This is a genomic window from Kocuria coralli (assembly GCF_008831305.1).
Lineage (GTDB): Bacteria > Actinomycetota > Actinomycetes > Actinomycetales > Micrococcaceae > Kocuria > Kocuria coralli.
Window position 1 is genome coordinate 26,864 of sequence record NZ_ML708627.1, and the last position, 22,146, is coordinate 49,009.

A 22,146-nucleotide genomic window follows, 5' to 3' on the forward strand; every position below is an offset into this window, starting at 1 on the left:
AGGCATGGCCGCCGCCCCGTGGCCGCTGGTGCCGTCGACCGACGTCCCCCGACCGCGTCGTCCGCCCCAGCCGAGGAGCATGCTCGTATGACCGTTCGCCCCGTCGTCATCACCGGTGACCCCGTCCTGCACAGGCCAGCGGCAAAGGTCACCGATTTCAACGACGACCTGCGCACGCTGATCGCCGACATGCACGAGACCATGGACGCCGCCAACGGCGTGGGCCTGGCCGCCCCCCAGATCGGGGTGGGGCTGCGCATCTTCACCTTCGTCTTCGGCAATGACGACGACGCCCCCGATCGCGGCGAGATCGTCAACCCGGTGCTGACCGTCGGCAAGATCACCGAGGAGAACCCCGATCCCGACGAGGAGGCCGAGGGCTGCCTCTCCGTGCCGGGACTCAGCTATCCGCTCAAGCGCGCCGAGTGGGTCAAGATCGCCGGCTTCGACCCCCACGGCGTGCCGATCGGGTGGGAGGCCACCGGCTGGTTCGCCCGGGTGATGCAGCACGAGTACGACCACCTCGACGGCAAGCTCTACGTGGACCGCCTCAACACCAAGTGGGCCAGGAAGGCCAAGAAGGCCATCCGCGCCGAGGGCTGGCCCAAGGCCGGCGGCACCTGGCAGCCCGGTGTGGACCAGGATCCCTTCGGCCACGGCGAAGAGGCCTAGAACCCTCCGGTTCTCCCCGTCAGCGCCAGGAGGGCTGCGCCGTACGGCGCAGCCCTCCTTTCGCTTCAGCGTTCCCGCGTCTCCGCGTTCAGAGCCTGTGCCCGGCTCCGCTCATCGCTTGAGCTCCTCGGCCAGCGCGTGGAAGGCCGGTGAGGCGTTGCCGAAGCGGTGCAGGGTGATCGAGACCGCCTGCTCCTTGAGCCAGTACCTCAGCTCCACCCGCCCCGATCCGGTCACGGCGTCGTCGAGCAGAGCGACCTCCGGCCGGGCGGCCAGCCGCTCCCGCAGTGCGGGAGCCACCGAGCCGAGCAGACGCACGCGCGCCCCCACCGAGACGTCATAGGCGCCCTCGGCGAGCCGGTCGGTGAAGGAGGACTCGTCCAGGACCGCCGGAGCGCCGAAGCCCAGCCGCGCGGCAGCGGTGGTCAGCACCGCCGAGACCTCGGGGGTCGCACCGGGATCGGCCACGATGGTCAGCCCCGCTCCGGCACGGCGAGCCGCGACGAGGGCACGGACCGTTTCCTCGGCCTGAGCGTCGGCACCGACCCGGAGGATCAGGTCGGCCGGGCGGTACCGGAAGATATTGGCCTCGCTGTGCAGCCCGGTCAGGTCGCGGGCGGCGCCGAACTCGGTGGCCCAGGCCGCGGCGTCGTCGGCGGCGGCCCCGGCCACCCAGTCGATGCCACGCGCGTCGAGCAGCCGCTCGTCCTCGATCTCCCGCAGCAGGGCGTCGATCGCGGCATCGCCCGAGGGGTGCCGCTCGGAGGCCGGCTGCGTGGTGTCGTGCCAGCTGCCCATCATCATGACGTAGTTCGGGCCGCCGGCCTTGGAACCCAGTCCCACCGAGGACTGCTTCCAGCCGCCGAAGGACTGCCGCTGCACGATCGCGCCGGTGATCCCGCGGTTCACGTAGGCGTTGCCCACCTGGACACGGTCGGCCCAGGTGCGGACCTCGGCCGGATCCAGGCTGTGGATGCCGCCGGTCAGGCCGAAATCGGTCGCGTTCTGCAGCTCGATGGCCTCGTCCAGGTCGCCTGCCCGCATCAGCCCCAGCACGGGCCCGAAGACCTCGGTGAGGTGGAAGAAGGAGCCCGGCTTGACGCCGTCCTTGATGCCCGGGGTCCACAGGCGGCCCGAGTCGTCGAGCTGCCTGGGCTTCAGCAGCCAGCTTTCGCCGTCCTCCAGCTGCGTCAGTGCGCGGTGCAGCTTGTCGCTGGGCAGCTCGGTGAGCGGGCCCATGGTCGCGGAGAGATTGGTGGGCCAGTCGACCACCATGGACGCGGCGGCGTCGACCAGCTGACGGCGGAACCGCTCCGAGCCGTAGACGCTGCCGACCAGGATGCCCAGGGAGGCCGCGGAGCACTTCTGCCCGGCGTGGCCGAAGGCGGAGTGGACCAGGTCGGAGACCGCCAGGTCGCGGTCAGCGGCAGGGGTGACCACCAGGGCGTTCTTCCCGGAGGTCTCGGCGCTGATCTGCAGCTCGGGACGCCAGGAGGCGAACATCGAGGCGGTCTCCGAGGCACCGGTCAGGATGACCCGGTCCACGCCGGGGTGGCTGACCAGGGCCTTTCCGGCGTCGCGGTTGGCCGGGTAGACCCCGCGCAGAACCTCGCGCGGCACGCCGGCCTCCCACAGGGCATCCAGGATCGCCATCGAGCAGTGCGGGCTCGGCTTGGAGGGCTTGTGGATGACGCCGGCACCTGCCGCCAGCGCGGCGAAGGTCGATCCGGCGGGGATGGCCAGGGGGAAGTTCCACGGCGGCGTCACCAGGACCACCCGGTCGGGGGTGAAGCCGGCGTTCTGCACGCCGTCGAGCTCCATCGCGGAGTGGGCGTAGTAGCGGGCGAAGTCGATCGCCTCGGAGACCTCGGGGTCGGACTGGGCCACGGACTTCCCCACCTCGGCCGCGGCGATCGAGACCAGGTGACCACGGCGGGTGGCGAGGATCTCGGCGGTCCGGTAGAGGATCCGCGCGCGCTCGGCGGCGGGGCGGGCGGCCCACTCGAGCGCAGCGTCGCGGGTGGAGGCCACGAGGTCCTCGACGGAGCCGGTGTCGACGGACTCCGGAGCGAGCTGTTCCTCGAGCCAGCCCTCCTGGGCGGAGATTCTGATGGCTTCCCGGGCCCAGTCCTGGTTGGCTCGCAGCGCCGGGTCGGTGTCGGGCTCGTTGACGAAACGCGAGAGGGGCTGATCCGCGGCCGCAGGTTCCGGCAGGGTCTCCCCCGAGCGGTCCTGACGGTGCTGCGGGGCCGGTGCGGCGTACCCGTCGGACTCCAGGATGGTGGCGAGGTCATCGAGGGAGGCGCGGAACCTGCGCTCCTCCCGGACGAAGATCTCGTTGCCCGGCTCCAGGTCGAAGATCCCGGACATGAAGTTCTCGCTCGCCGCGTTCTCCTCGAGCCGGCGCACCAGGTAGGAGATCGCGACGTCGAACTCCTGCGGCCGGACGGCGGGCACGTAGAGCAGCAGCTGCCCGACGTCGTCGCTCACGGCGGCTGCCTGCTCGGAGGCCATGCCCTGCAGCATCTCGAACTCCACCCGCCCGGACACGCCGCGCTCGACGGCCAGCAGGTGGGCGAAGGCGATGTCGAAGAGGTTGTGACCGGCGACGCCGATCCGCAGGCCCTCCATGCGCTCGGAGGTGAACAGCCAGTGCAGCACGAGCTTGTAGTTGGCGTCACTGGCCTGCTTGGAGTCGCAGGTGGCCACAGGCCAGCCCGCCACCTCGGCGTGCACCTTCTCCATGGCCAGGTTGGCGCCCTTGACCAGGCGGACCTTGATGCCGGCCCCTCCGTCGCGGACTCGCTGCGTGGCGAAACCGGAGAGCTCCTGCATGGCGCCCAGTGCGTCGGGGAGATAGGCCTGCAGGACGATCCCGGCCTCGAGCTCCTTGATCTCGGGCTGGGACAGGAGGCGCTTGAAGACCTCGACGGTCAGCCGCAGGTCCCGGTACTCCTCCATGTCCAGATTGATGAACTTGGTTCCGGCGGGTGCCTGGGCGGCTTCACGGTACAGCGGGGACAGGCGCTCGACCACGTAGTCGACGGTCTCGTCGAAGCCCCACATCGAGATCTGCGAGGCGATCGAGGAGACCTTGATGGAGACGTAATCGACGTCGTCGCGGGCCAGCAGCCGCCGGGTCTCCTCGAGATGACGGTCGGCCTCCCCCTCGCCCAGCACGGCCTCGCCGAGCAGGTTGATATTGAGGCGGTGACCGTCCCGGGTGAGCTCCGCGACGGCCTTGCCCAGCTGCTTGTCGCGGGCGTCGACGATCATGTGCCCGACCATCGAGCGGATCCGAGTCCGAGCGGCGGGGACCACGACGGAGGGGAGGTACTTGGCCAGGGCGGAGCCGGCCTTGATCTGCGCCCGGTCCAGGGCGGACAGCGTGGCGGGTGCGATCCCTCCGAGCTCGGCCAGCGCCTCCGCGGCGGCCTTCGAGTCCTCGGTCCGGATCACGCGGTCGACGAAGCCGACCGTGAAGTCCAGCCCGTTGGGGTCCGACAGCACGGCGGACAGCCGCTCCGCCGAGGGATTGGCGGTTCCCCGCCCCTTCCCGTTCTCGAGCCAGCGGCTCACCCTGGCGGCGGCGTCGTCGGCGATGCGGTTCAGCTCGCTGCTGGATTCGGAGTGGTTCCCGGTGATCTGGGTGACGCGGGGATGGGTCGAGGTGTCCATGTGATCCTCCTTCGGAAGACATCGGCTGGGGAAGACGTTCGGGGCCGGCCCCGTCGGTGGGCTCACCGTGGGTGATCCGGCGCTGCGGTGACGCCTGCCCAGAGAAGTGGCACGGCGCGCGTTGAGCCCAGTGTGTGGCCCCGCACATCGACGGGAAAAGGGCCGGGCTCCCGTTTGAATCAGCTTTGAGTCAAAATAGGACCATGAACTCGATTCCACCTCATCCTCCGCCTGCGGGACGGGCCGGTGGCCAGAGCGGCCAGCCCCGCGGGCGGCCGCGGGTCCAGGAGGCCGCCGACGACATCGTGGCGAGCGTGCTGGCCACCGCGGGGCCCCGTGTCGGCACCCGCGACTTCTCCACACGTCGCATCGCCCTGCTGACCGGTCTGAGCCAGTCCGTGGTGACCCGATCGGTGCACCGGATCCGGGGGTCCTCGCGCAGCCCCGAGGAGCGGCACTCGATGCACCTCACCGAGTTCCGCGTCGAGTTCCCCCGCATCGTCCTGGTCTTCGGGCCGGGCGAGACCGCGCCGCCTGGGCAGACGCAGGCCTTCACCCGCCGGGCGGCCGCGCTCATGGCGGCCCTGCACGTCTCGGGCGCACGCGAGTGGCCGAGCGAATCGGCCCTTCCCGCCGCCGAGCGGAGCCTGCCCGGGGGCATGCTGCGCCTGGTCTGGGAGCCGTGGGCCCAGCCGTGGCCCGACTTCCTCGCGCAGGTATCGGCCGCGCTCGACGCCTGCGCCCCGGGCGTGGACGCCATCCCGGGCGACCTTCTGAGCCAGCTCGCCGCGAAAGCCGGCAGGGGCCTCCTGGGAGTGCGCTGGCAACGCCGGGACTCAGCACCCCGTGGGGGCGCCTGGCAGGAAATTGAGGAGATTTCTGAATCAAACACCCTGAGCGTGCCGGAATACCCGCCCCCTGGCCGGGGCCGTTCGATGGGACCGCGTTGGCTGCCCCAGGATCAGCTGTCCATCACCGAGCAGATCGCGATCGCGCTGCGGAAGGAGGTCATGAACGCCGGTTTCCGCCCCGGCGACCACCTGGCCCCCGCTGTGCTGGCCTCCGGACTGGGCCTGACCATGCCGACGGTCCGCGCGGCCATGCGCCGGATGGTCGACGACGGCCTGCTCGCCTACTCGGGCGGCCACTTCACCGTGCCGGAGGTGACCGGCCAGGACGTCACCGACCTCTACGCCTCCCGCCTCCACGTCGGCTCGGTGCTGCTGCGAGGATGCTGCGCACAGCCCCGGCACCGGTTCCTGGCCCCGCGCCTGGCGCTGCGCGCACTCGAGGCAGCCGCCGCCGAGGGCAGCGGGACGGATGTCGACCAGGCGGACCTGCACTTCCAGCAGGAACTGGCCGATGCCAGCGGCCTGACCCAGTCGGCCCGGACCTTCCACGCCCTGACGCTGCGCGTGCGGATGTTCATCTCCGTCCTGCAGCTGGACTACAGCCCCGCCGCGGACCGGATCGTCAGCGACGACACCCGGATCCTCCGGGCGCTGCTCGACGGCAGGGCCGAGGAGGCCGTGGCCCTGTGGCGCTCCAAGCTGGACAACGCCGTGCGCCACATGTCCGCGCTGTCCCCCACGGCCTTCGACCGGGACCTGTGGCAGCGCCTGACGGCAGCCGACTGAGCCCCGTGGTCCCCGGAACGTCGGGACCGGGCCGAGCTGTCCGCGGCACGACGTGACCCTCCGTTCAGTACAATTACAATGCCAGTAGATGTGCAGGGCAGCTCGGCTCGTCCCCATCGCTACCCTGAATAGCCTGAACAGGACGGAAGAGGAGGAGGGGAACGTACCCGTGGAGACCTACCGGACAGCCGACTACCACACAGCCGGCGAACCGTTTCGCATCGTCACGGAGATCGGCACGCCGATCCCCGGGGAGACGGTGGCCGAACGCCGCGTCCATGCCATGAACTCAGCAGCGATCGAGCGGGTCCGCCGTATCCTCTGCTTCGAGCCCCGCGGGCACGCCGACATGTACGGCGGGTTCATCACCCCTCCCGACGACGACGGCGCGGACTTCGGCGTCCTGTTCTGGCACAAGGACGGCTTCTCGACGGCCTGCGGTCACGGGACCATCGCACTGGGCGTCTGGGCGGTCGAGTCGGGCCTCGCAGAAGCCCCGGCCACCGGCACCACCGACGTGGTCATCGACGTGCCCTCGGGGCGGGTCACGGCCAGGGTGCATACCGAGGAGGGCCGGGTGACCGCCGCGGACTTCGTGAACGTCCCCGGGTACGTGCTGGCCACGGGGGTCACGGTGCCGACCTCGCGCGGCGAGGTCACCGTCGACGTCACCTACGGCGGCGCCATCTACGCCCAGCTGGACGTGACCACCGTGGGCGAGAGCATCCACCCCTCGAGGACCGGCGATCTCATCGCCCTGGGGCGTGAGATCAAGTGGGCGCTCAACGACTCTCCCGTGGCGGAGCATCCCGTCGACGACCGGCTCAGCGGCATCTACGGCACGATCCTGTTCGAGGATCTTCCGCGGCAGCGTCCCGACGTCGTCTCCCAGCGCAACGCCACGATCTTCGCCGACGGCGAGCTGGACCGCTCCCCCTGCGGCTCCGGCACGTGCGCCCGGGTGGCGACGCTGACGGTCTCCGGGGTCCTCGCCGAAGATGCGGTGCTGGAGCACGGATCCATCGTGGGTTCCTCCTTCACGGCCCGCGTGCTGGAGCGCACCGAGGTGGCCGGCTACGAGGCGGTGGTCACCCAGGTCTCGGGCATGGCCTACCCGACCGGGGAGAGCATCTTCACTGTCGATCCGCACGACCCCCTCGTCCCCGGGTTCGTGCTGCGATGAGCGTCGAGCAGGTGGGCCCCGCCCAGATCGCAGAAGCGCTCCCGCCCGCCGCGGCGGTCGACGCCCTGCGGCAGGCCCTCGTCGACGGCTACGATCCCGCCACCGATGCGGCGCGCCAGAGCATGCGGATGCCGCACGGCGAGATGCTCATCATGCCCTCGGCGGTGGGCGATGCCGCCGGGATCAAGGTGCTCACCGTGGCGCCTGCCGACCCCGGGCGGACGCTGCCCCGGATCCAGGGCCAGTACCTGCTCTTCGACGGGACGACCCTCTCCCCCAGGATGATCCTCGACGGCGAGGCCCTGACCTCGCTGCGCACGCCCGCGGTCTCCTTCGCAGGCGTCAAGGACCTGCTGGTCGGCTCGGCCGAGCCCCTCGAGGCCGTGGTCTTCGGCACCGGTCCGCAGGGCGTCGCCCACGCGGAGACGCTGAAGGATCTGCTGCGCGGCGTGCGGGAGGTCTCGATCGCGTTCGTCAGCCGCACGCGGCCCGAGCACCTCGCCCCCTGGCTCGCCGCCGGCAGCCCGCAGGCGCGGGCCGCGGTGGCGCGTGCGGGGCTGGTGGTCTGCGCCACCACCAGCACGGAGCCGCTGCTGGGTCTGTCCGACGTCCGCTCGGACGCCGTCGTGGTGGCCGTGGGCTCCCACTCCCCCGACGCCCGCGAGCTGGCCTCCGACCTCATGGGCGCCGCCCAGGTGATCGTCGAAGACCTGAGCACCGCGCTGGCCGAGTGCGGCGACGTCGTCCTGGCCGTCGAGGACGGTTCCCTCGACCCGGCCGGGCTCATCACCATGCGCGGGCTGGTCCGCGGCGAGCAGACCGTGGACGACCACGCACCGGTCGTCTTCAAGACCTCCGGGATGTCATGGGAGGATTTGATCCTGTCCCGTGCGATCGCCGAGGTGATCGCGCCGCTCTAGGGCTACAGGAAGGCCGCACATGACCGACCCCCAGCTGATCTCGAGTCCCCTGGGAACCCGGGTGTCGGTCCGCCGGCATGTGGTCGACAACCTGCGAGCCGCGCTCATCTCCGGGGAACTGCGCCCCGGGGAGACCTACTCCGCGCCCTCCCTGGCCAAGAAGCTGGGCGTATCGGCGACGCCGGTGAGAGAGGCCATGCTCGACTTCTCCCGCGACGGCATGGTCGAGGTGGTGCCCAACACCGGGTTCAAGGTCACCGCCGTCGACGAGCGGCAGCTCGACGAGATCGCCGAGACACGGCTCCTGCTCGAGGTCCCCGTCATGGGCGCGGTCGCAGAGGCCTGTACCGGCGAGGTCGCCGCCGCCGTCGAGGCGCTCCGTCCGCTCGCCGCGCGGCTGAGCGAGGCGGCCGCGGCCGGCGACCTCGTGGACTACATGGAGGCGGACACCGAGTTCCACACGCGTTTCCTCGCCTTGCACGGCAATCGCGAGGTCGTCGACTACGTCCGGCGCCTGCGGTCGCGCAGCCGGCTCTACGGCCTGCAGGCCCTGGCCGATGCGGGAGTGCTCGAGGAGACGACCTCCGAGCACGGCAAGATGATCGAGATCGCCCTGGAGCGCGACCGGACTGCGATGGAGGATCTGGTCCGTCAGCACATCGGCCACGTCCGCGGGGTCTGGGCGCAGTAGCGCCTCAGTGGCCTCTCAGCCCCGGGCCGCCTCCTGCTCGGGCAGGACGACGGTGAGCTCTCCCGCTCTGCCGGCGGCGGGTTCGGTGAGTTCGACCTGCCACCGCTCTCCCGCCACCCGGGCGAGATCCCGGGCGGTCTCCACGGACTCTCCGGCGGCCACCCGCTCGATCACGTGGCGTGACAGCAGCCCTCGTGTCTGCTTGGCGTTGTGGGAGACCACTTTCCGCGCGCCGTCGACCAGCTGGACGACCTTGACGGTCACCGTACGGTCCTTGGGCGCCTGGAAGGCGGCGGCGTAGGCCGAGGAACGGCAGTCGATGATCAGCTGATCGTGGGCGGCAGGACCCAGGTGACGGGCCAGGTGAGGTTTCCAGAACGCCGACATCTTCACCGTCCCGGCCGTGCCGAGCCCCCGCAACGCCGTCCCTCCCGACAGCCGGTAGGCCGGGATCCGGTCGGCGGGCCGCAGAGCGCCCCACAGGGCCGAGATCACGACGACGGATTCCTGCGCCACCGCAGCCTGCTCCGGTGTGAAACCGGCCGGATCCAGGGCGTCGTAGAGCACCCCCGTGTAGACCTCGAGGGCCGGGGCGGCAGGAGCGGTCTCCAGGTCCAGGTTCCTGGCGACCTCGTCCTGCAGCGAGGCCCCCACTCCCAGGACGGTGAGCGCGTTCTTCTGCCCGCTGACCCTCACCAGGGCCTTCAGGGCACGATCACGGGCGGATTTCAGGCCCGGCCAGGACAGGGACTCGGCTTCGACGGGGCCCCCGGTCGCCGGGGCGGCTTTGGTCTCGGAGGGAGGGAGCAGAATCAGCACCAGAAGATCCTACCGGCCGCACGGGCCCTGACCGGGACCTCCGCCGGAGCGGATAGACTTCCATCGGACAGGACGGCCGGGTGACCGCGCGGTGCCGCTGAGGCGGCATCTCGAGGAAAGTCCGGGCTCCGCAGAGCAGGACGGTGGGTAACGCCCACTCGGGGTGACCCGCAGGACAGTGCCACAGAGAACAGACCGCCCACGGCCTTCGCCGTCGTGGGTCAGGGTGAAAAGGTGGTGTAAGAGACCACCAGCGCACCGGGTGACCGGTGCGGCTCGGTAAACCCCGTCCGGAGCAAGGTCAGACAGGATGCGCATGAGGGCTGCTCGCCCGAGTATCCGGGTAGGCCGCTCGAGCCCATCGGCAACGCTGGGCCTAGATGGATGGTCACCGCCGCGTCCGGATGACCGGGCGCGTGCACAGAACCCGGCTCATAGGCCGTCCTGTCCCTCTCTCCCCGCCGGCCCTGATCGCGCGGCGCCTCTCCCCTCGGGCCCTCTTCCCCTGGTGGACCATTGCCACCCCGCGGGGCCTGACCTACTCTGCATACAACATACATCTGCATACAACACTGCGATGAGGGAGTGATTGCCGATGGCCAATGTTCGTCGTGAAGTGCGGTCGACCGGAGACGGCTGGACCGAGACCCTGCGGTGGTACGCAGTGGCCGTCCGCGAGATGCAGTCCCGCCCCATCACCGACCCCACGAGCTGGTGGTTCCTGGCCGCCGTCCACGGCACGCACCCTCAGGTGTGGGACGAGTTCGGCCTCGTCGACGCGGGGGCGCCGAGACCTCCGCAACCGGTGCAGCAGCGCCTGTGGAACCAGTGCCAGCACCAGAGCTGGTACTTCCTCCCCTGGCACCGCGGCTACGTCGTCGCGTTCGAACGGGTCGCCCGCGCCGCGATCGTCGCCGCCGGAGGCCCCGAGGACTGGGCACTCCCCTACTGGGACTACAGCGATTCCTCACGGCCGGACGCCCGCATGCTGCCGGAGGCTTTCTCGGCTGCCGAGCTGCCCGACGGGTCCCCCAACCCGCTGCGCACCGATCGCCGCTACGGGAGCGGAGCGGAACCGATCGTCGTCGACGAACGGTTCGTGTCGCTGCAGGCCCTGGAGGATACCGAGTTCGCGGGCGGTGCCGGCGACATTCCCCCGGGCTTCGGCGGACCGCGCACCGCCTTCCACCACGGCACCGAGGGCCCTTCGACCAACGGAAGCCTCGAATCGCTGCCGCACAACGTGCTGCACACCGCGCTCGGCGGCAGCGCACCGGGCCTCGATCCGAACGACTGGCGCAACCTCGGCCTCATGACGATGCCCATCACCGCAGCGCTCGACCCCATCTTCTGGCTGCACCATTCGAATATCGACCGGCTCTGGGAGGTGTGGAGGCGCGCGAACGCCGATCCCGACGACTCGGGCTGGCTCGAGGGGCCTGCGGATCGCCCCTTCGCGCTCCCGACCCCGGAGGGAGACGAATGGGCGTTCACCGCCCAGGACATGCTCGACACCACCGCGCTCGACTACGTCTACGACTCCCTGCCCGCTCAGGAGGATGCCGGCGCCCGTGAGGTCTCGCGAGCAGAAGAAGCGCGGTTCAGGAGAGGAGCGGCGATCATGGCAGAGCAGAACCCGGAGCAGAACCCGGAGCTGATCGGGGCGAGCGAGGTCGATGTGGTCGTGCACGGTGAGACCGATGCCCCGGTACGACTCGACGGGTCCCGGCTGCGATCGCTCCAGCGCAGCGCATTGCGCCGCTCGGCGGCCGAAGCCACCGCCGGCCCGCGGGTGTTCCTGAAGCTGGAGGGGATCCGGAGCCCGAGCGACGCCGCGATCTACCACGTCTACGTGGACCTCCCCCAGGGCGAGGATCCCGCCGCACGGCCCGACCGGCTCGCCGGCACGGTGTCGCTGTTCGGGGTCTCGGAAGCGAGCGATCCCGAGGGAGCTCACGCGGGCAACGGCATCAGTCAGGTGCTCGAGATCAGCGGCATCGTCGACGCCGCCGCGCTGAGCTCCGACCCGTCGGCGCTCGCCGTACGCTTCGTCCCGGCGAACGACGCCGTCGCGGAGGCGGAGTTCGCCGTCGGCCGGGTCGGCGTCTACATTCTCGATTGATCGTGCCGCGGGCGCGCCTCCGGTTCCGAGCCGTGCTCGACGGTGCCCGGCGGTCGCCCGTTCCGGTCCTGCTCATCCTCGCCGCCGCCGGCTGGATGCTCTTCGCCTGGTCGGCCTCCGCCGTCCACAGCCCCTCCGCGGGAGGGGCGGCCGGACCTCATCTGGCGGGCGCAGGATCGCCGCACGCCGGCCACGGGCCCGGCGTCTCGCTCGCCCCGCTGGTGCCGGGCCTCGGCATGTGGCTCGCGATGGTCCTCGCGATGTCGCCGCCCCTGCTGATCCGGGAGATCGGCACCCTGTGGCGCACGAGCCTGCGCCGGAATCGCGTGCTGAAGTCGGTGCTGTTCCTCTACGGGTACCTGTTGAACTGGGCGCTCGCCGGCCTGGCCGCCGTGCCCCTGGCCGCGGCCATCACCGGGAGCCCCGCCCTGGTCTGGATCGCCGTGCTCGCGGTGATCGGCTGGCAGCTCTGCCCGCCGCGGCGGCGGCTGCTGAACCGGTGCCATCGGGTTCCCGTGACCGCGGCCTTCGGCGCGGAGGCGTACCGGCACGCGCTGCGGTCCGGGCTGGGCTCCGGGGTGCTCTGCGTCGCGATCTGCGGCCCGGCCATGGTGCTCGTGCTCCTGGCGGAGCAGTTCCACCTCGTCGCGATGGTGGTCGCAGCGCTCCTGCTCACGGGTGAGCGTCTCGTGCCGGCGAAGCGCCGGGCCGCTCCCGGTTTCGATGTCGAAGCGAATCCCGTACCGCTGCTGCGCGGCCGGTCACCGAGCTGGCGACCGGCCCAGGACCTCGCCCGGGAGCCCGGACCCAGGACGTGAATCCGGTCGTGCCGGTCACCCCGCGAAGATGGCACCGCACGACGGGCACGTGGAGACCTCCGACGGGTCCGCCTCCACCTCGTTGACCTCCGCCGGGCTCATAGCCGAGCCGCAGGAGTTGCACAGCGGACCGGACCGCGTGGCGGCGGCCGTCCGGATCGCGTGCCCGCCCGTGCGGATCCTCTCGTAGCGGGCCACCAGCGGCCCGTTGTCCACCGCGGCGGTGGCGGCATCGCGTTCGCTCACGAGCTGCTGGTGCTCGGCCTGCATGGCGGCGCCCTTCTCCTGGGTGGCCGCCACGAGCCGCTTGGCCTCGGCATCGGCCGCCTGCAGCTTCGGAAGCACAGCTGCGCGCTCCGTGGTAAAGGCATCGAGCTCCCGCTGGGCGGCGGCCTGCTGGGTGCGGGCCTTCTCCACCTGGGTCACCAGGGAGTCGATCTGGCGCTGCAGCGCCGAGACCTCCTTGGCGGACCCGCCCGCATCCCGGCGGGCGCGGTTGGACTCCAGGCGGGCCAGCAGGTCGCTGACCTTCTGCGCGGTCTCGGAGGCCGACTTCTCCAGCTCGGCCTTGCGGCCGTCCATCTGCCTTGCCGTGTTGATCGCGGCCTGGCGGCGTTTCAGGGCAGCCACCAGCTCGGGCTCCTGCTGCAGCGTCTTCAGGGAACCGGCGAGCGAGGTCATCCTGGTATCGCGCCGCTGCAGGTCCAGTAGTGCGGTGAAGTTCTCCGGCGTCGCCTTGGTCATTGCTTCTCCTGCCGACATGTCACGCTGTTGCTGTCTGCCGCGGGCCCGTGACGTCCGGCCTGCAGCGCTGTCTCGGTTCGACCCGCTGTCTGGTCCGGGCCTATTCCCAGCGGTCCTGGGGTTCGGGCTGCGGACTCGGCACGTGGAAGTCCCAGGGATCGGTCCGGCGGGTGGAGACCAGGACCTCGGTCCCGAAGCCGGCCTCCCGCAGCTCTTCCGCGAGCGCGGCCGCTCCCACGGGCACCCACAGCCATTCGCTCGCGGCGTGGGAGAGATCGATCAGGCACAGCCCGCCGCCGGCGTGCATCGCGGCCTCCCTGGCCTCGGACACCGGGTGGTGCCGGAGATCGGCGGTCACGTATACATCGGCCTCCGTGGCGGCGACGGTCTCGAGCAGCGAGCCGCCCGCACCACCGCATACCGCGACGGTGCGGATCTCGCGATCCCGGGGTCCCGCTACGCGGACTCCCTGCGCGGTCGGCGGCACGACCGCGGCCAGACGGGCGGCCAGGGTCTCCAGCGTCACGGGCGCGTCCAGCGGGCCGATGCGGCCGAGACCCGTGGCGGGATCGTCCTCCAGGGGCTGGATGGGCCGGGAGGCGCCGACGCCGCAGGCCCGGATCAGGACCTCCGAGACCCCGGCGGCGGCGCTGTCCGCGTTGGTATGGCAGGCCAGCAAGCCGATGCGGTTCTCGATCAGATCGTGGATCAGCCGCCCCTTGTACCGGTCCGCGGCAATGGAACTCTCGCCGCCCAGCATCAAGGGGTGGTGCACCAGCAGCAGATCGGCGCCCACGGCAATGGCCTCCTCCACCACGGAGCTCACCGGGTCGACCGCGACCAGGATGCGGCGCACCGGTGCGCCGGGCCTGCCGGCCACCAGCTCGGAGGCGTCCCAGGACTCCTGGGTGCCGAACGGCCACAGCCGGTCGGCGGCTTCGACCACGTCGGCGAGGGTGGGGGCGTCGTCGTTCTCGCGGGCGGCCACCGGGGAGGTGGCCGAGGGCGTCCGATGCTCAGCCGTCATGAGGCCAGTCTAGGAGCTGTGCAGGCCCCGGGGACTACCGGGAAAGCGAGGGGCGGAAGAACGCCGGGACCGATTCCGCCACAGAGCCGCCCGTGGCCAGGTCCGCGGCCATGCTGCCGATCAGCGGCGCGAACTTGGCGCCGTGGCCCGAGCACGGCGAGGCGATCGTCACCGCTCCGGCCCGGTCCAGGACGAAATGCTCGTCGGGCGTGTTCGTGAACAGGCACGTGGTCTCCGCGTAGGGCTCGGGCACGAGTCCCGGCAGGTTCTCCCGGACGTAGGCGACGACGCGGCTCCTGTTGGCCGCGTCGATGAGCCCGGTCTGCTCCGAGGCCGAGCGCATCGGCAGACCGCCGTTGAACTCGGCGATCTTCTGACCGGTGAAGCCGGCGTCGCGACCGCCCGGCAGTGCGTAGATCTGCATCCGGTCCATGTGGATGACGGCCGGCCACGGCTGCTGCCCGTCCCGGTAGGGGAAGTGGTAGGCGTTCTCCTGCATCACCGTGAACCGCGGCAGCTTCCGCACGAAGTCCCCCGGCAGGTCCAGGTCGCCCAGCAGCTCGGGCAGCCAGCCGCCCGCGGTGACGATGACATGCTCCGCCTCGATCGTCTCCGGTTCGGTCGTCTCCGGTTCGGCCGTCCCGGCGGAGGTCGCGCCGTCAGGCCCGTAGAGGATCACGCCCGCGCCTTTGCGCCGGAGCGAGGCCACGGGCCAGTTCTCCAGCACCCGGGCCCCCGCGGCCACGGCGAGGTCGAGGGCCGCCTCGATCGTGGATCGGGGGTCCAGCACCCCGGCTCCCGGCTGGTGCAGCACGGAGGTCGTGAAATCGAACTGGGGCCACAGCTCCCGGGCCCGCTGCGCCGGATAGAGGCTGTGCTCGACTCTCACCCGGTCGAGAACCCGGGCCAGGGTCGCGGGGTCACGCGCCGGTCCGTGGTCGAGACAGCCCACGCGCTGGAGCAGCCGCCGTCCGGAGGACCGTCCCAGCTGCTCCCAGAGGGCTTCCGCGTGCACCACCATCCGAACGTAGGCGGGATCGGGGTAGGCGTACCGGAAGATCCGCGCCGAGCCGTGCGAGGAGCCCCGTGCGCTGCCGGGGACGTCGCGCTCCACCACCGTGACCTCCTCACCGCGCGAGGCCAGCTGCCAGGCCGTGGCAGCACCCATGAGACCGGCGCCGAGCACTACATAACGGCTGCTCTTCATCACATGGCTCCCGGGGGTCGACGACGGAGCGGCCCCGTCCGGCCGCGTATCGGCTGACATCACATCACATCCGGCCGACCCCGCTCCGAGAGACCGCGCGCCCACGGGTCAGTGCCGGGAATAGGGCACCGCGCGGCTCTGTTGGAGCCTCACGTGAGAGCAACGACTTTCGTATTGGCAGGCGGGTGCTTCTGGTGCCTGGACGCGGTGTACCGGATCACGCGCGGCGTGACGAGCGTCGAGTCCGTCTACACGGGCGGGCGCACGGAGAATCCGGACTACTACAGCGTGTGCAGCGGGACCACGGGACATGCCGAGGCCGTCGTGGTCGCCTTCGACGCCGACGTCGTCCCGGAGGAGACCATCCTGGACATCTTCTTCACCGGTCACGACCCCACCACGCTGAACCGCCAGGGCCACGACGTCGGTACGCAGTACCGGTCGGCGATGTTCCCGGCGGAACAGCACCAGGAGCTGCTGTTCCGGGAGGCGATCGAGCGGGCGCAGCCCCTGTTCGACGACCCGATCGTGACCACGATCGAGCCCCTGGGAATCATGTATCCGGCGGAGTCCTATCATCAGGACTTCTACGCCAAGCAGCCCTTCAACGGGTATTGCCAGGTGATCATCAACCCGAAACTCGCAAAAGTCCGTCAACGTTACGCCGAGTTTCTGACTATCGGGTAGCCGAAAAAACCTCGGTAGCCTGGCAGAGACTGCGCCAGCGCAATGATCCAGCGCATTCGCATCCACTCGGAAGGAAGCACTATGGGCAAGATTTACGACAACGTGACCGAACTCGTGGGCGGTACCCCCCTGGTCCGCCTCCACGAACTCGACAAGGACCTCCCCGGCAACGTGGCCGTCAAGCTGGAGTTCTACAACCCCGCCAACTCCGTGAAGGACCGCATCGGCAAGGCCATCATCGATGCGGCCGAGGCCTCCGGAGAGCTCACCCCCGGCGGGACCATCGTGGAGGGCACCTCGGGCAACACCGGTATCGCCCTGGCCATGGTCGGCGCAGCCCGCGGCTACAAGGTCATCCTGACCATGCCCGAGACCATGTCCACCGAGCGTCGCGCCATGCTGCGCGCCTACGGTGCGCAGATCGTGCTGACCCCGGGTGCCGAGGGCATGCGCGGGGCGGTCGAGCGCGCCCGCGAGATCGTGGAGAACACGGAGAACGCCGTCCTGGCCCGCCAGTTCGAGAACGAGGCCAACCCCAAGGTGCACTACGAGACCACGGGCCCCGAGATCTGGGAGGACACCGACGGCAAGGTCGACACCTTCGTCTCCGGCATCGGCACCGGCGGCACCATCACCGGCGCCGGCCGTTACCTCAAGGAGCAGAACTCCGGCGTGCGACTGGTCGCCGTCGAGCCCGCCGACTCCCCCCTCCTGACCCAGGGCACCGCCGGTCCGCACAAGATCCAGGGCCTGGGCGCCAACTTCGTGCCCGACGTGCTGGATCGCGAGATCTACGACGACGTCTACGACGTCACCGTCGACGACTCCATCCGGGTCGCCCGTGACCTCGGCACCCAGGAAGGCATCCTGGGCGGCATCTCCTCGGGCGCCATCGTCTGGGCCGCCCTGGAGGAGGCCAAGAAGGAGGAGAACCGGGACAAGCTGATCGTCGCCGTGGTGTGCGACTTCGGCGAGCGCTACATCTCCACCATCCTGTACGACGACATCCGCGGCTGATCTTCTCCTCGCCCGGCTCCGGCGACAGCCGGGCGCCGGGCGAGCAGGTGGGCCGGGACCCGCCATGTCGCCGACCGCTCGCAGGTAGGGTCGGAGACATGGCGGGTCCGTCCATCACGAACCGCCGAGCCAATATCCGCAGACCCTGACCCTCGCGGGCCACCGGCTGCAATCCCCGAAGGAGTGACGTGAGCTTCCTCAGCAGACTGCGCGAGGACCTGGACACCGCGCGCAACCACGACCCCGCCGCCCGGACGGACCTGGAGGTCGCCCTGAACTACTCGGGGCTGCACGCGATCTGGCTGCATCGGCTGAGCCACCGGCTGTGGGACCACGACAGGACCCGCGGAGCCGCACGTACCGTGTCTCAGGTGGGCAGGTTCCTGACGGGTGTGGAGATCCATCCGGGGGCCCAGATCGGGAAGCGCTTCTTCATCGACCACGGCATGGGCGTGGTGATCGGGGAGACCGCCGAGATCGGCGACGACGTCATGCTGTACCAGGGCGTGACCCTGGGGGGCACCTCGCTGGCCAAGGTCAAGCGGCACCCGACCGTGGGCAATGGCGTGACCGTCGGCGCCGGCGCCAAGGTGCTCGGCGACATCGAGATCGGTGCGGGCTCCGCCGTGGGGGCCAACGCCGTCGTAGTGAAGGACGTCCCCGACGACTCCGTGGTCACCGGCATCCCGGGCAAGGTCCGTCCGCGCACCCCCGACAAGCAGGAACCGCTGGTGGACCCGGCCTCCTACATCGATCCCGCCATGTGGATCTGAGCTTCAGTCCCGGGCGACACCGCCCCGGCAGGCGAAGGCCCCGATGACCTCCCGGGAGGTCATCGGGGCCTTTCGTCAGCTACGACCCGGGCTGTCAGGCCTCGACCTCGGACCGGTCGCCGCTCCACAGGGTGTGGTACGCCCCTTCGGCATCGATACGGCCGTAGGTGTGCGCACCGAAGTAGTCGCGCAGGCCCTGCGTGAGCGCCGCGTTGAGGCGCGGACGGCGCAGGCCGTCGTAGTAGGCCAGCGACGAGGAGAACACCGGTGCCGGGATGCCCCGCTCGGTGGCCTCGACGACGACGCGGCGCCAGGACGGCAGGTACTCCTCGATCGCCTTCTGGAAGGCGGGCGCGAACAGCAGGTTGCGCGGCTCGGCCCCGCCCTTGTAGGCGGCCATGATGTCCTGCAGCAGCTCGGCGCGGATGATGCAGCCGGCGCGCCACAGCGAGGCGATGGTGTCCAGCTGCAGGTCCCAGTTGTTCTCCGCGGAGGCCGTGGCCAGCATCTCCATGCCCTGGGCGTAGGCCACGAGCTTGGAGCAGTACAGAGCGCGGCGGACGTCCTCCACGAACGCCTCGTCCCCCACGGTGTCGGTCTCCCGGACGCCCGCGGCCAGCGTCTCCTGCGCCTCCAGGCGGGTGTCGCGCTCGGTCGAGGACAGGGCGCGGGCGAACACGGACTCCGCGATGCCGGTGACCGGTGAGCCGAGCTCCAGGGCGGACATGACCGTCCAGGTGCCGGTTCCCTTCATGCCCGCGGCGTCCACGATGACGTCGACCAGAGGTTTGCCGGTCTTGGCGTCGACCTGCTTGAGCACCTCCGCGGTGATCTCGATGAGGTAGGAGGCCAGCTCGGTCTCGTTCCACTGGGCGAAGGTCGCCGCCTGGTCCCCGGGCTCGAGGCCCGCCACGTCGCGCAGCAGCTCGTAGGCCTCGCCGATGACCTGCATGTCGGCGTACTCGATGCCGTTGTGCACCATCTTCACGAAGTGGCCGGCGCCGTCGGTGCCGATCCACGCACAGCAGGGAGTGCCGTCCTCGGCCTTGGCGGAGATGTCCTCCAGCAGCGGGCCCAGGGATTCGTAGGACTTCTTGGAGCCGCCGGGCATGATCGAAGGGCCGTTCAGAGCGCCCTCCTCACCGCCCGAGACGCCGACGCCCACGAAGTGCAGGTTCTTCTCCGCCAAGTCCTTCTCGCGGCGGATGGTGTCCGGGTAGTGGGAGTTGCCGCCGTCGATGATGATGTCGTCGGGATCCAGCAACGGCACGAGCTGGTCGATCACCGCGTCCACGGGAGCCCCCGCCTTGACCATGATCAGGATCCGGCGCGGCTTCTCCAGGGAGTCCACGAGTTCCTGCAGGGTCTCGGTGCGGATGAAATCCCCGTCCTGGCCGTGCTCGGCCAGCAGGGCGTCGGTCTTGGCGACCGAGCGGTTGTGCAGGGCCACGGTGTAGCCGTGACGAGCGAGGTTACGAGCCAGGTTGGCACCCATCACCGCAAGCCCGGTGACGCCGATTTGCGCTTTCTTCTCTTCAGCCATGGGCCAACCCTATCCCTGGTTCCGCGGCAAAACGTGGAAAGGACGGGGCTCGTTCACGCGGCGCCCGTCATGCGCCTCAACGATCGGCGTACCGCATGCCGGGGAACTTGTCGTACATCAGCTCGCCCTCGATGCCGTGCTCCAGCCAGAGCTTCAGGGAGGAGAGCACGAGTGTGAATCCCGACATCGATTCGATCGCCGTCGGCGCATGCGAGAAGCCGGTGACCTCTACTCCCACGATCGTGTCCCCTTCATACGGGGTGAACGTGATGCGCAGCGGCTGCCCGTCGTCCCAGAGCAGGTCCAGCAGCGTCCCGGGCCTAGCCTCGGTCACCGTCACGTCCGTCTCGGCTCCCGCGATCTTGAACTGCCAGTGGACCACGGCGCCGGTCTCCAGCGGGCCGGACGAGGAGGCCAGCCAGAAACGCCGGATGTTCTCCGGGACGGAGAACGCCTCGTAGACGGTCTCCGGCGGGCGGCGGATGAGCATGTCCACCTTGACGTCGAGTTCGGCATTCGCATCGGTCATGGCCCGACCCTACTACCAGGCCCGCGAGCAGACCGCCCATCGTTCAGAGGGCCATCACGCGCTGTTCACCGAACAGCTGACCATAGGTCAGGCATCAGGGCCAGGATCCACTGAGCACGCAAGAACCTGGTGAAAGGACATCCTCAGTGACACAGACCATCCACGACGAGGCGGAAGTCGAGCTTCCGCCCCAGAGGAGGTTCCTCGGACCCGACCGCAACTGGCACCTCGCGTTCGGCGGGCTACTGGCGATCGCCCTGGTGACCTTCACGCTATGGTCCTTCGGCTACGTGTCGAGTGGAGCCAACCACGTCGTCTTGTTCACCGCGATCGTCTTCGGCGTCTTCATGGCGTTCAACATCGGCGGCAACGATGTTGCGAACTCTTTCGGCACGAGTGTCGGTGCGGGCACGCTCACGATGAAGCAGGCCCTCGTGGTGGCTGCGATCTTCGAGGTGAGCGGTGCGGTCATCGCGGGCGGTGAGGTTACCGACACCGTGCGGAGCGGAATCGTGGACCTCGGCGGGGTGGAGCTCGCCCCGATGGACTTCGTCTACATCATGATGTCGGCGCTCCTCGGCGCCGCCATCTGGCTATTGGTCGCGACCCGGCTGGGCTGGCCGGTTTCGACGACGCACTCGATTGTCGGCGGCATCGTGGGCGCGGCGGTCACCCTCGGAACGGTCCAGGGCACCGGTGGCTGGGAGATGGTGCAGTGGGGCGAGATCGGCAAGATCGCGGTCTCCTGGGTACTCTCCCCCTTGCTCGGCGGCATCGCCGCATGGCTTATGTTCGGGCTGATCAAACGCCATATTCTCGTCTACAACGAGAAGGCCGATCACCAGTTGCGTTCCATCAAGATCGAACGGGCCGAGCATCGCACCCGGCACAAGCAGGCCTTCGAACGCCTGAACGAGCTGCAGCAGATCTCCTACACCAACGCGATGGCCCGCGACGCCGTCACCTCGCGCCGTGAGGACTTCGACCCGGACGAGCTCGAATCGGACTACTACCGCGAGCTCTACGACATCGAGGAGAAGGCCTCGAAGGTCGGGGCCCATCGGGCGCTCGAGACCTGGGTTCCCCTCCTGGCAGCAGGCGGCTCTCTCATCATCTCCGGCATGATGCTCACCAAGGGGCTCAAGAACCTGCATCTCAATATCGACTTCGTCGGGAACCTGCTGATCATGGGCATGATCGCCGCCGTGGTGTGGATGGCGGTCTTCATCTTCGCGAAGTCCCTCAAGAGCCAGAACATCTCTCGATCGACCTTCCTGCTGTTCAGCTGGCTGCAAGTTTTCACCGCCTCGGCCTTCGCGTTCAGCCACGGCAGCAATGACATCGCGAACGCCATCGGACCGTTCGCCGCTGTTCTGGATGTCATGCGCACCGGTCAGATCTCCGACGAGGCCTCGGTCCCACCGGCGGCGATGCTGGCCTTCGGCGTGGCGCTCATCGGGGGCCTGTGGTTCGTCGGCCGACGGGTCATCCAGACCGTCGGATCAGGCCTGACCAAGATGCATCCCGCCTCCGGTTTCGCGGCCGAGCTCTCCGCCGCCGCGGTGGTCATGGGTGCTTCCCTGCTGGGCCTGCCCGTGTCGAGCACGCACATCCTCATCGGAGCGGTGCTCGGCGTCGGCATCATCAACAGGGCGGCCAACTGGAACCTCATGAAGCCCATTGCCCTGGCGTGGGTCATCACGCTCCCGGCCTCCGCAGCTGTCGGGGCGGGTTGCGTACTCGTGCTGCGAAGTGTCTTCTAGGAGCACGTTCGGGACTCGGGTGCCTGGAGAGACAACGTCCTGCGTTCTTCCGCGCCCTCCCGGCAGCAGCTCGCCTCACTGATCACTGCCCATGAGGCGGCAGAAAACAAGGGGGAACACGCGACACCCATGGGTGCCGCGTGTTCCCCCTTGCCAGTTCGTTCTTGTCGATGGGTGGACGCAGCCGGACTCAAAATAGACTGGTCGCATGCCCGGCACATCGCGCCTCGTCATGATCCTGCGCCGCGCCCGGTGGCTCGTGCCAGTGCTGGCGCTGGGGCTTGCCGCGCTCTCCGCCGGTCTCGGCCAGCTCGCC

18 protein-coding genes and 1 other RNA gene are annotated in these 22,146 nt (G+C 69.8%); 12 read left to right on the plus strand and 7 right to left on the minus strand.

The window, feature by feature from the left end:
* Nucleotides 1-87 precede the first annotated feature (87 nt).
* On the plus strand, nucleotides 88-672 hold the full coding sequence (gene def / locus FCK90_RS13210) for a peptide deformylase (RefSeq protein WP_158034776.1): 585 nt from the start codon (nucleotides 88-90) through the stop codon (nucleotides 670-672).
* Between the two features lie 111 nt (nucleotides 673-783).
* Here def and FCK90_RS13215 read toward each other — a convergent pair whose 3' ends face one another.
* The gene (locus FCK90_RS13215; protein ID WP_158034777.1) at nucleotides 784-4,350 is read right to left on the minus strand and encodes a bifunctional proline dehydrogenase/L-glutamate gamma-semialdehyde dehydrogenase; all 3,567 of its coding nucleotides are present in this window, start codon (nucleotides 4,348-4,350) and stop codon (nucleotides 784-786) included.
* A gap of 203 nt (nucleotides 4,351-4,553) precedes the next feature.
* On the opposite strand from FCK90_RS13215, the gene FCK90_RS13220 reads away from it, so the two are divergent.
* From FCK90_RS13220 to FCK90_RS13235, 4 genes are all read left to right on the plus strand, one after another.
* Nucleotides 4,554-5,987, plus strand: coding sequence for a GntR family transcriptional regulator (locus tag FCK90_RS13220; RefSeq protein ID WP_158034778.1), 1,434 nt, complete (start codon nucleotides 4,554-4,556; stop codon nucleotides 5,985-5,987).
* A 169-nt stretch (nucleotides 5,988-6,156) separates the two neighbouring features.
* Nucleotides 6,157-7,170 (plus strand): proline racemase family protein, encoded by a 1,014-nt coding sequence (locus FCK90_RS13225; RefSeq protein WP_246180369.1) that lies wholly within the window; start codon nucleotides 6,157-6,159, stop codon nucleotides 7,168-7,170.
* Nucleotides 7,167-8,090: an ornithine cyclodeaminase family protein gene (locus tag FCK90_RS13230; RefSeq protein WP_158034780.1), complete on the plus strand. Its 924-nt coding sequence runs from the start codon at nucleotides 7,167-7,169 to the stop codon at nucleotides 8,088-8,090. Before FCK90_RS13225 ends, FCK90_RS13230 begins: the two co-directional genes overlap by 4 nt.
* A 19-nt stretch (nucleotides 8,091-8,109) precedes the next feature.
* Entirely contained in the window at nucleotides 8,110-8,781 is a 672-nt protein-coding gene (locus FCK90_RS13235) for a GntR family transcriptional regulator (RefSeq protein ID WP_158034781.1), read from the plus strand.
* Nucleotides 8,782-8,796: 15 nt separating this feature from the next.
* On the opposite strand, the gene FCK90_RS13240 is transcribed toward FCK90_RS13235, so the two are convergent.
* Nucleotides 8,797-9,600, minus strand: a complete 804-nt coding sequence (locus FCK90_RS13240; RefSeq protein WP_158034782.1) for a YaaA family protein — start codon at nucleotides 9,598-9,600, stop codon at nucleotides 8,797-8,799.
* A gap of 68 nt (nucleotides 9,601-9,668) precedes the next feature.
* On the opposite strand from FCK90_RS13240, the gene rnpB reads away from it, so the two are divergent.
* The 3 genes from rnpB to FCK90_RS13255 all read left to right on the plus strand — a co-directional run bounded on the left by rnpB (nucleotide 9,669) and on the right by FCK90_RS13255 (nucleotide 12,540).
* Nucleotides 9,669-10,051, plus strand: an RNA gene (gene rnpB / locus FCK90_RS13245) — RNase P RNA component class A.
* Nucleotides 10,052-10,195: 144 nt separating this feature from the next.
* Nucleotides 10,196-11,722: a tyrosinase family protein gene (locus FCK90_RS13250; protein WP_158034783.1), complete on the plus strand. Its 1,527-nt coding sequence runs from the start codon at nucleotides 10,196-10,198 to the stop codon at nucleotides 11,720-11,722.
* Between the two features lie 32 nt (nucleotides 11,723-11,754).
* Nucleotides 11,755-12,540, plus strand: coding sequence for a copper chaperone (locus tag FCK90_RS13255; protein WP_158034784.1), 786 nt, complete (start codon nucleotides 11,755-11,757; stop codon nucleotides 12,538-12,540).
* 15 nt (nucleotides 12,541-12,555) lie between these two features.
* Here FCK90_RS13255 and FCK90_RS13260 read toward each other — a convergent pair whose 3' ends face one another.
* From FCK90_RS13260 to FCK90_RS13270, 3 genes are all read right to left on the minus strand, one after another.
* Nucleotides 12,556-13,284, minus strand: a complete 729-nt coding sequence (locus FCK90_RS13260; RefSeq protein ID WP_158034785.1) for a zinc ribbon domain-containing protein — start codon at nucleotides 13,282-13,284, stop codon at nucleotides 12,556-12,558.
* Between the two features lie 100 nt (nucleotides 13,285-13,384).
* Entirely contained in the window at nucleotides 13,385-14,311 is a 927-nt protein-coding gene (locus FCK90_RS13265) for a Nif3-like dinuclear metal center hexameric protein (protein WP_158034786.1), read from the minus strand.
* A gap of 34 nt (nucleotides 14,312-14,345) precedes the next feature.
* A complete protein-coding gene (locus FCK90_RS13270) occupies nucleotides 14,346-15,518 on the minus strand; it encodes an FAD-dependent oxidoreductase (protein WP_158034787.1) in 1,173 nt (390 codons plus the stop codon).
* A 153-nt stretch (nucleotides 15,519-15,671) separates the two neighbouring features.
* Here FCK90_RS13270 and msrA point away from each other — a divergent pair, with 153 nt between their 5' ends.
* From msrA to epsC, 3 genes are all read left to right on the plus strand, one after another.
* Nucleotides 15,672-16,205 carry a peptide-methionine (S)-S-oxide reductase MsrA gene (msrA, locus tag FCK90_RS13275; protein WP_158034788.1) on the plus strand — a complete coding sequence of 178 codons (534 nt, stop codon included), beginning with the start codon at nucleotides 15,672-15,674 and terminating at the stop codon, nucleotides 16,203-16,205.
* Between the two features lie 81 nt (nucleotides 16,206-16,286).
* Nucleotides 16,287-17,222 (plus strand): cysteine synthase A, encoded by a 936-nt coding sequence (cysK, locus tag FCK90_RS13280; protein ID WP_158034789.1) that lies wholly within the window; start codon nucleotides 16,287-16,289, stop codon nucleotides 17,220-17,222.
* A 188-nt stretch (nucleotides 17,223-17,410) separates the two neighbouring features.
* Nucleotides 17,411-17,995 carry a serine O-acetyltransferase EpsC gene (epsC, locus tag FCK90_RS13285; RefSeq protein ID WP_158034790.1) on the plus strand — a complete coding sequence of 195 codons (585 nt, stop codon included), beginning with the start codon at nucleotides 17,411-17,413 and terminating at the stop codon, nucleotides 17,993-17,995.
* A 94-nt stretch (nucleotides 17,996-18,089) separates the two neighbouring features.
* On the opposite strand, the gene gndA is transcribed toward epsC, so the two are convergent.
* A complete protein-coding gene (gene gndA, locus FCK90_RS13290; RefSeq protein WP_158034791.1) occupies nucleotides 18,090-19,538 on the minus strand; it encodes an NADP-dependent phosphogluconate dehydrogenase in 1,449 nt (482 codons plus the stop codon).
* Between the two features lie 76 nt (nucleotides 19,539-19,614).
* Nucleotides 19,615-20,067: an SRPBCC domain-containing protein gene (locus FCK90_RS13295; RefSeq protein ID WP_158034792.1), complete on the minus strand. Its 453-nt coding sequence runs from the start codon at nucleotides 20,065-20,067 to the stop codon at nucleotides 19,615-19,617.
* A gap of 146 nt (nucleotides 20,068-20,213) precedes the next feature.
* Between FCK90_RS13295 and FCK90_RS13300 the strand changes: the two genes are divergently transcribed.
* Entirely contained in the window at nucleotides 20,214-21,830 is a 1,617-nt protein-coding gene (locus FCK90_RS13300) for an inorganic phosphate transporter (protein ID WP_246180371.1), read from the plus strand.
* Nucleotides 21,831-22,146: the final 316 nt, after the last annotated feature.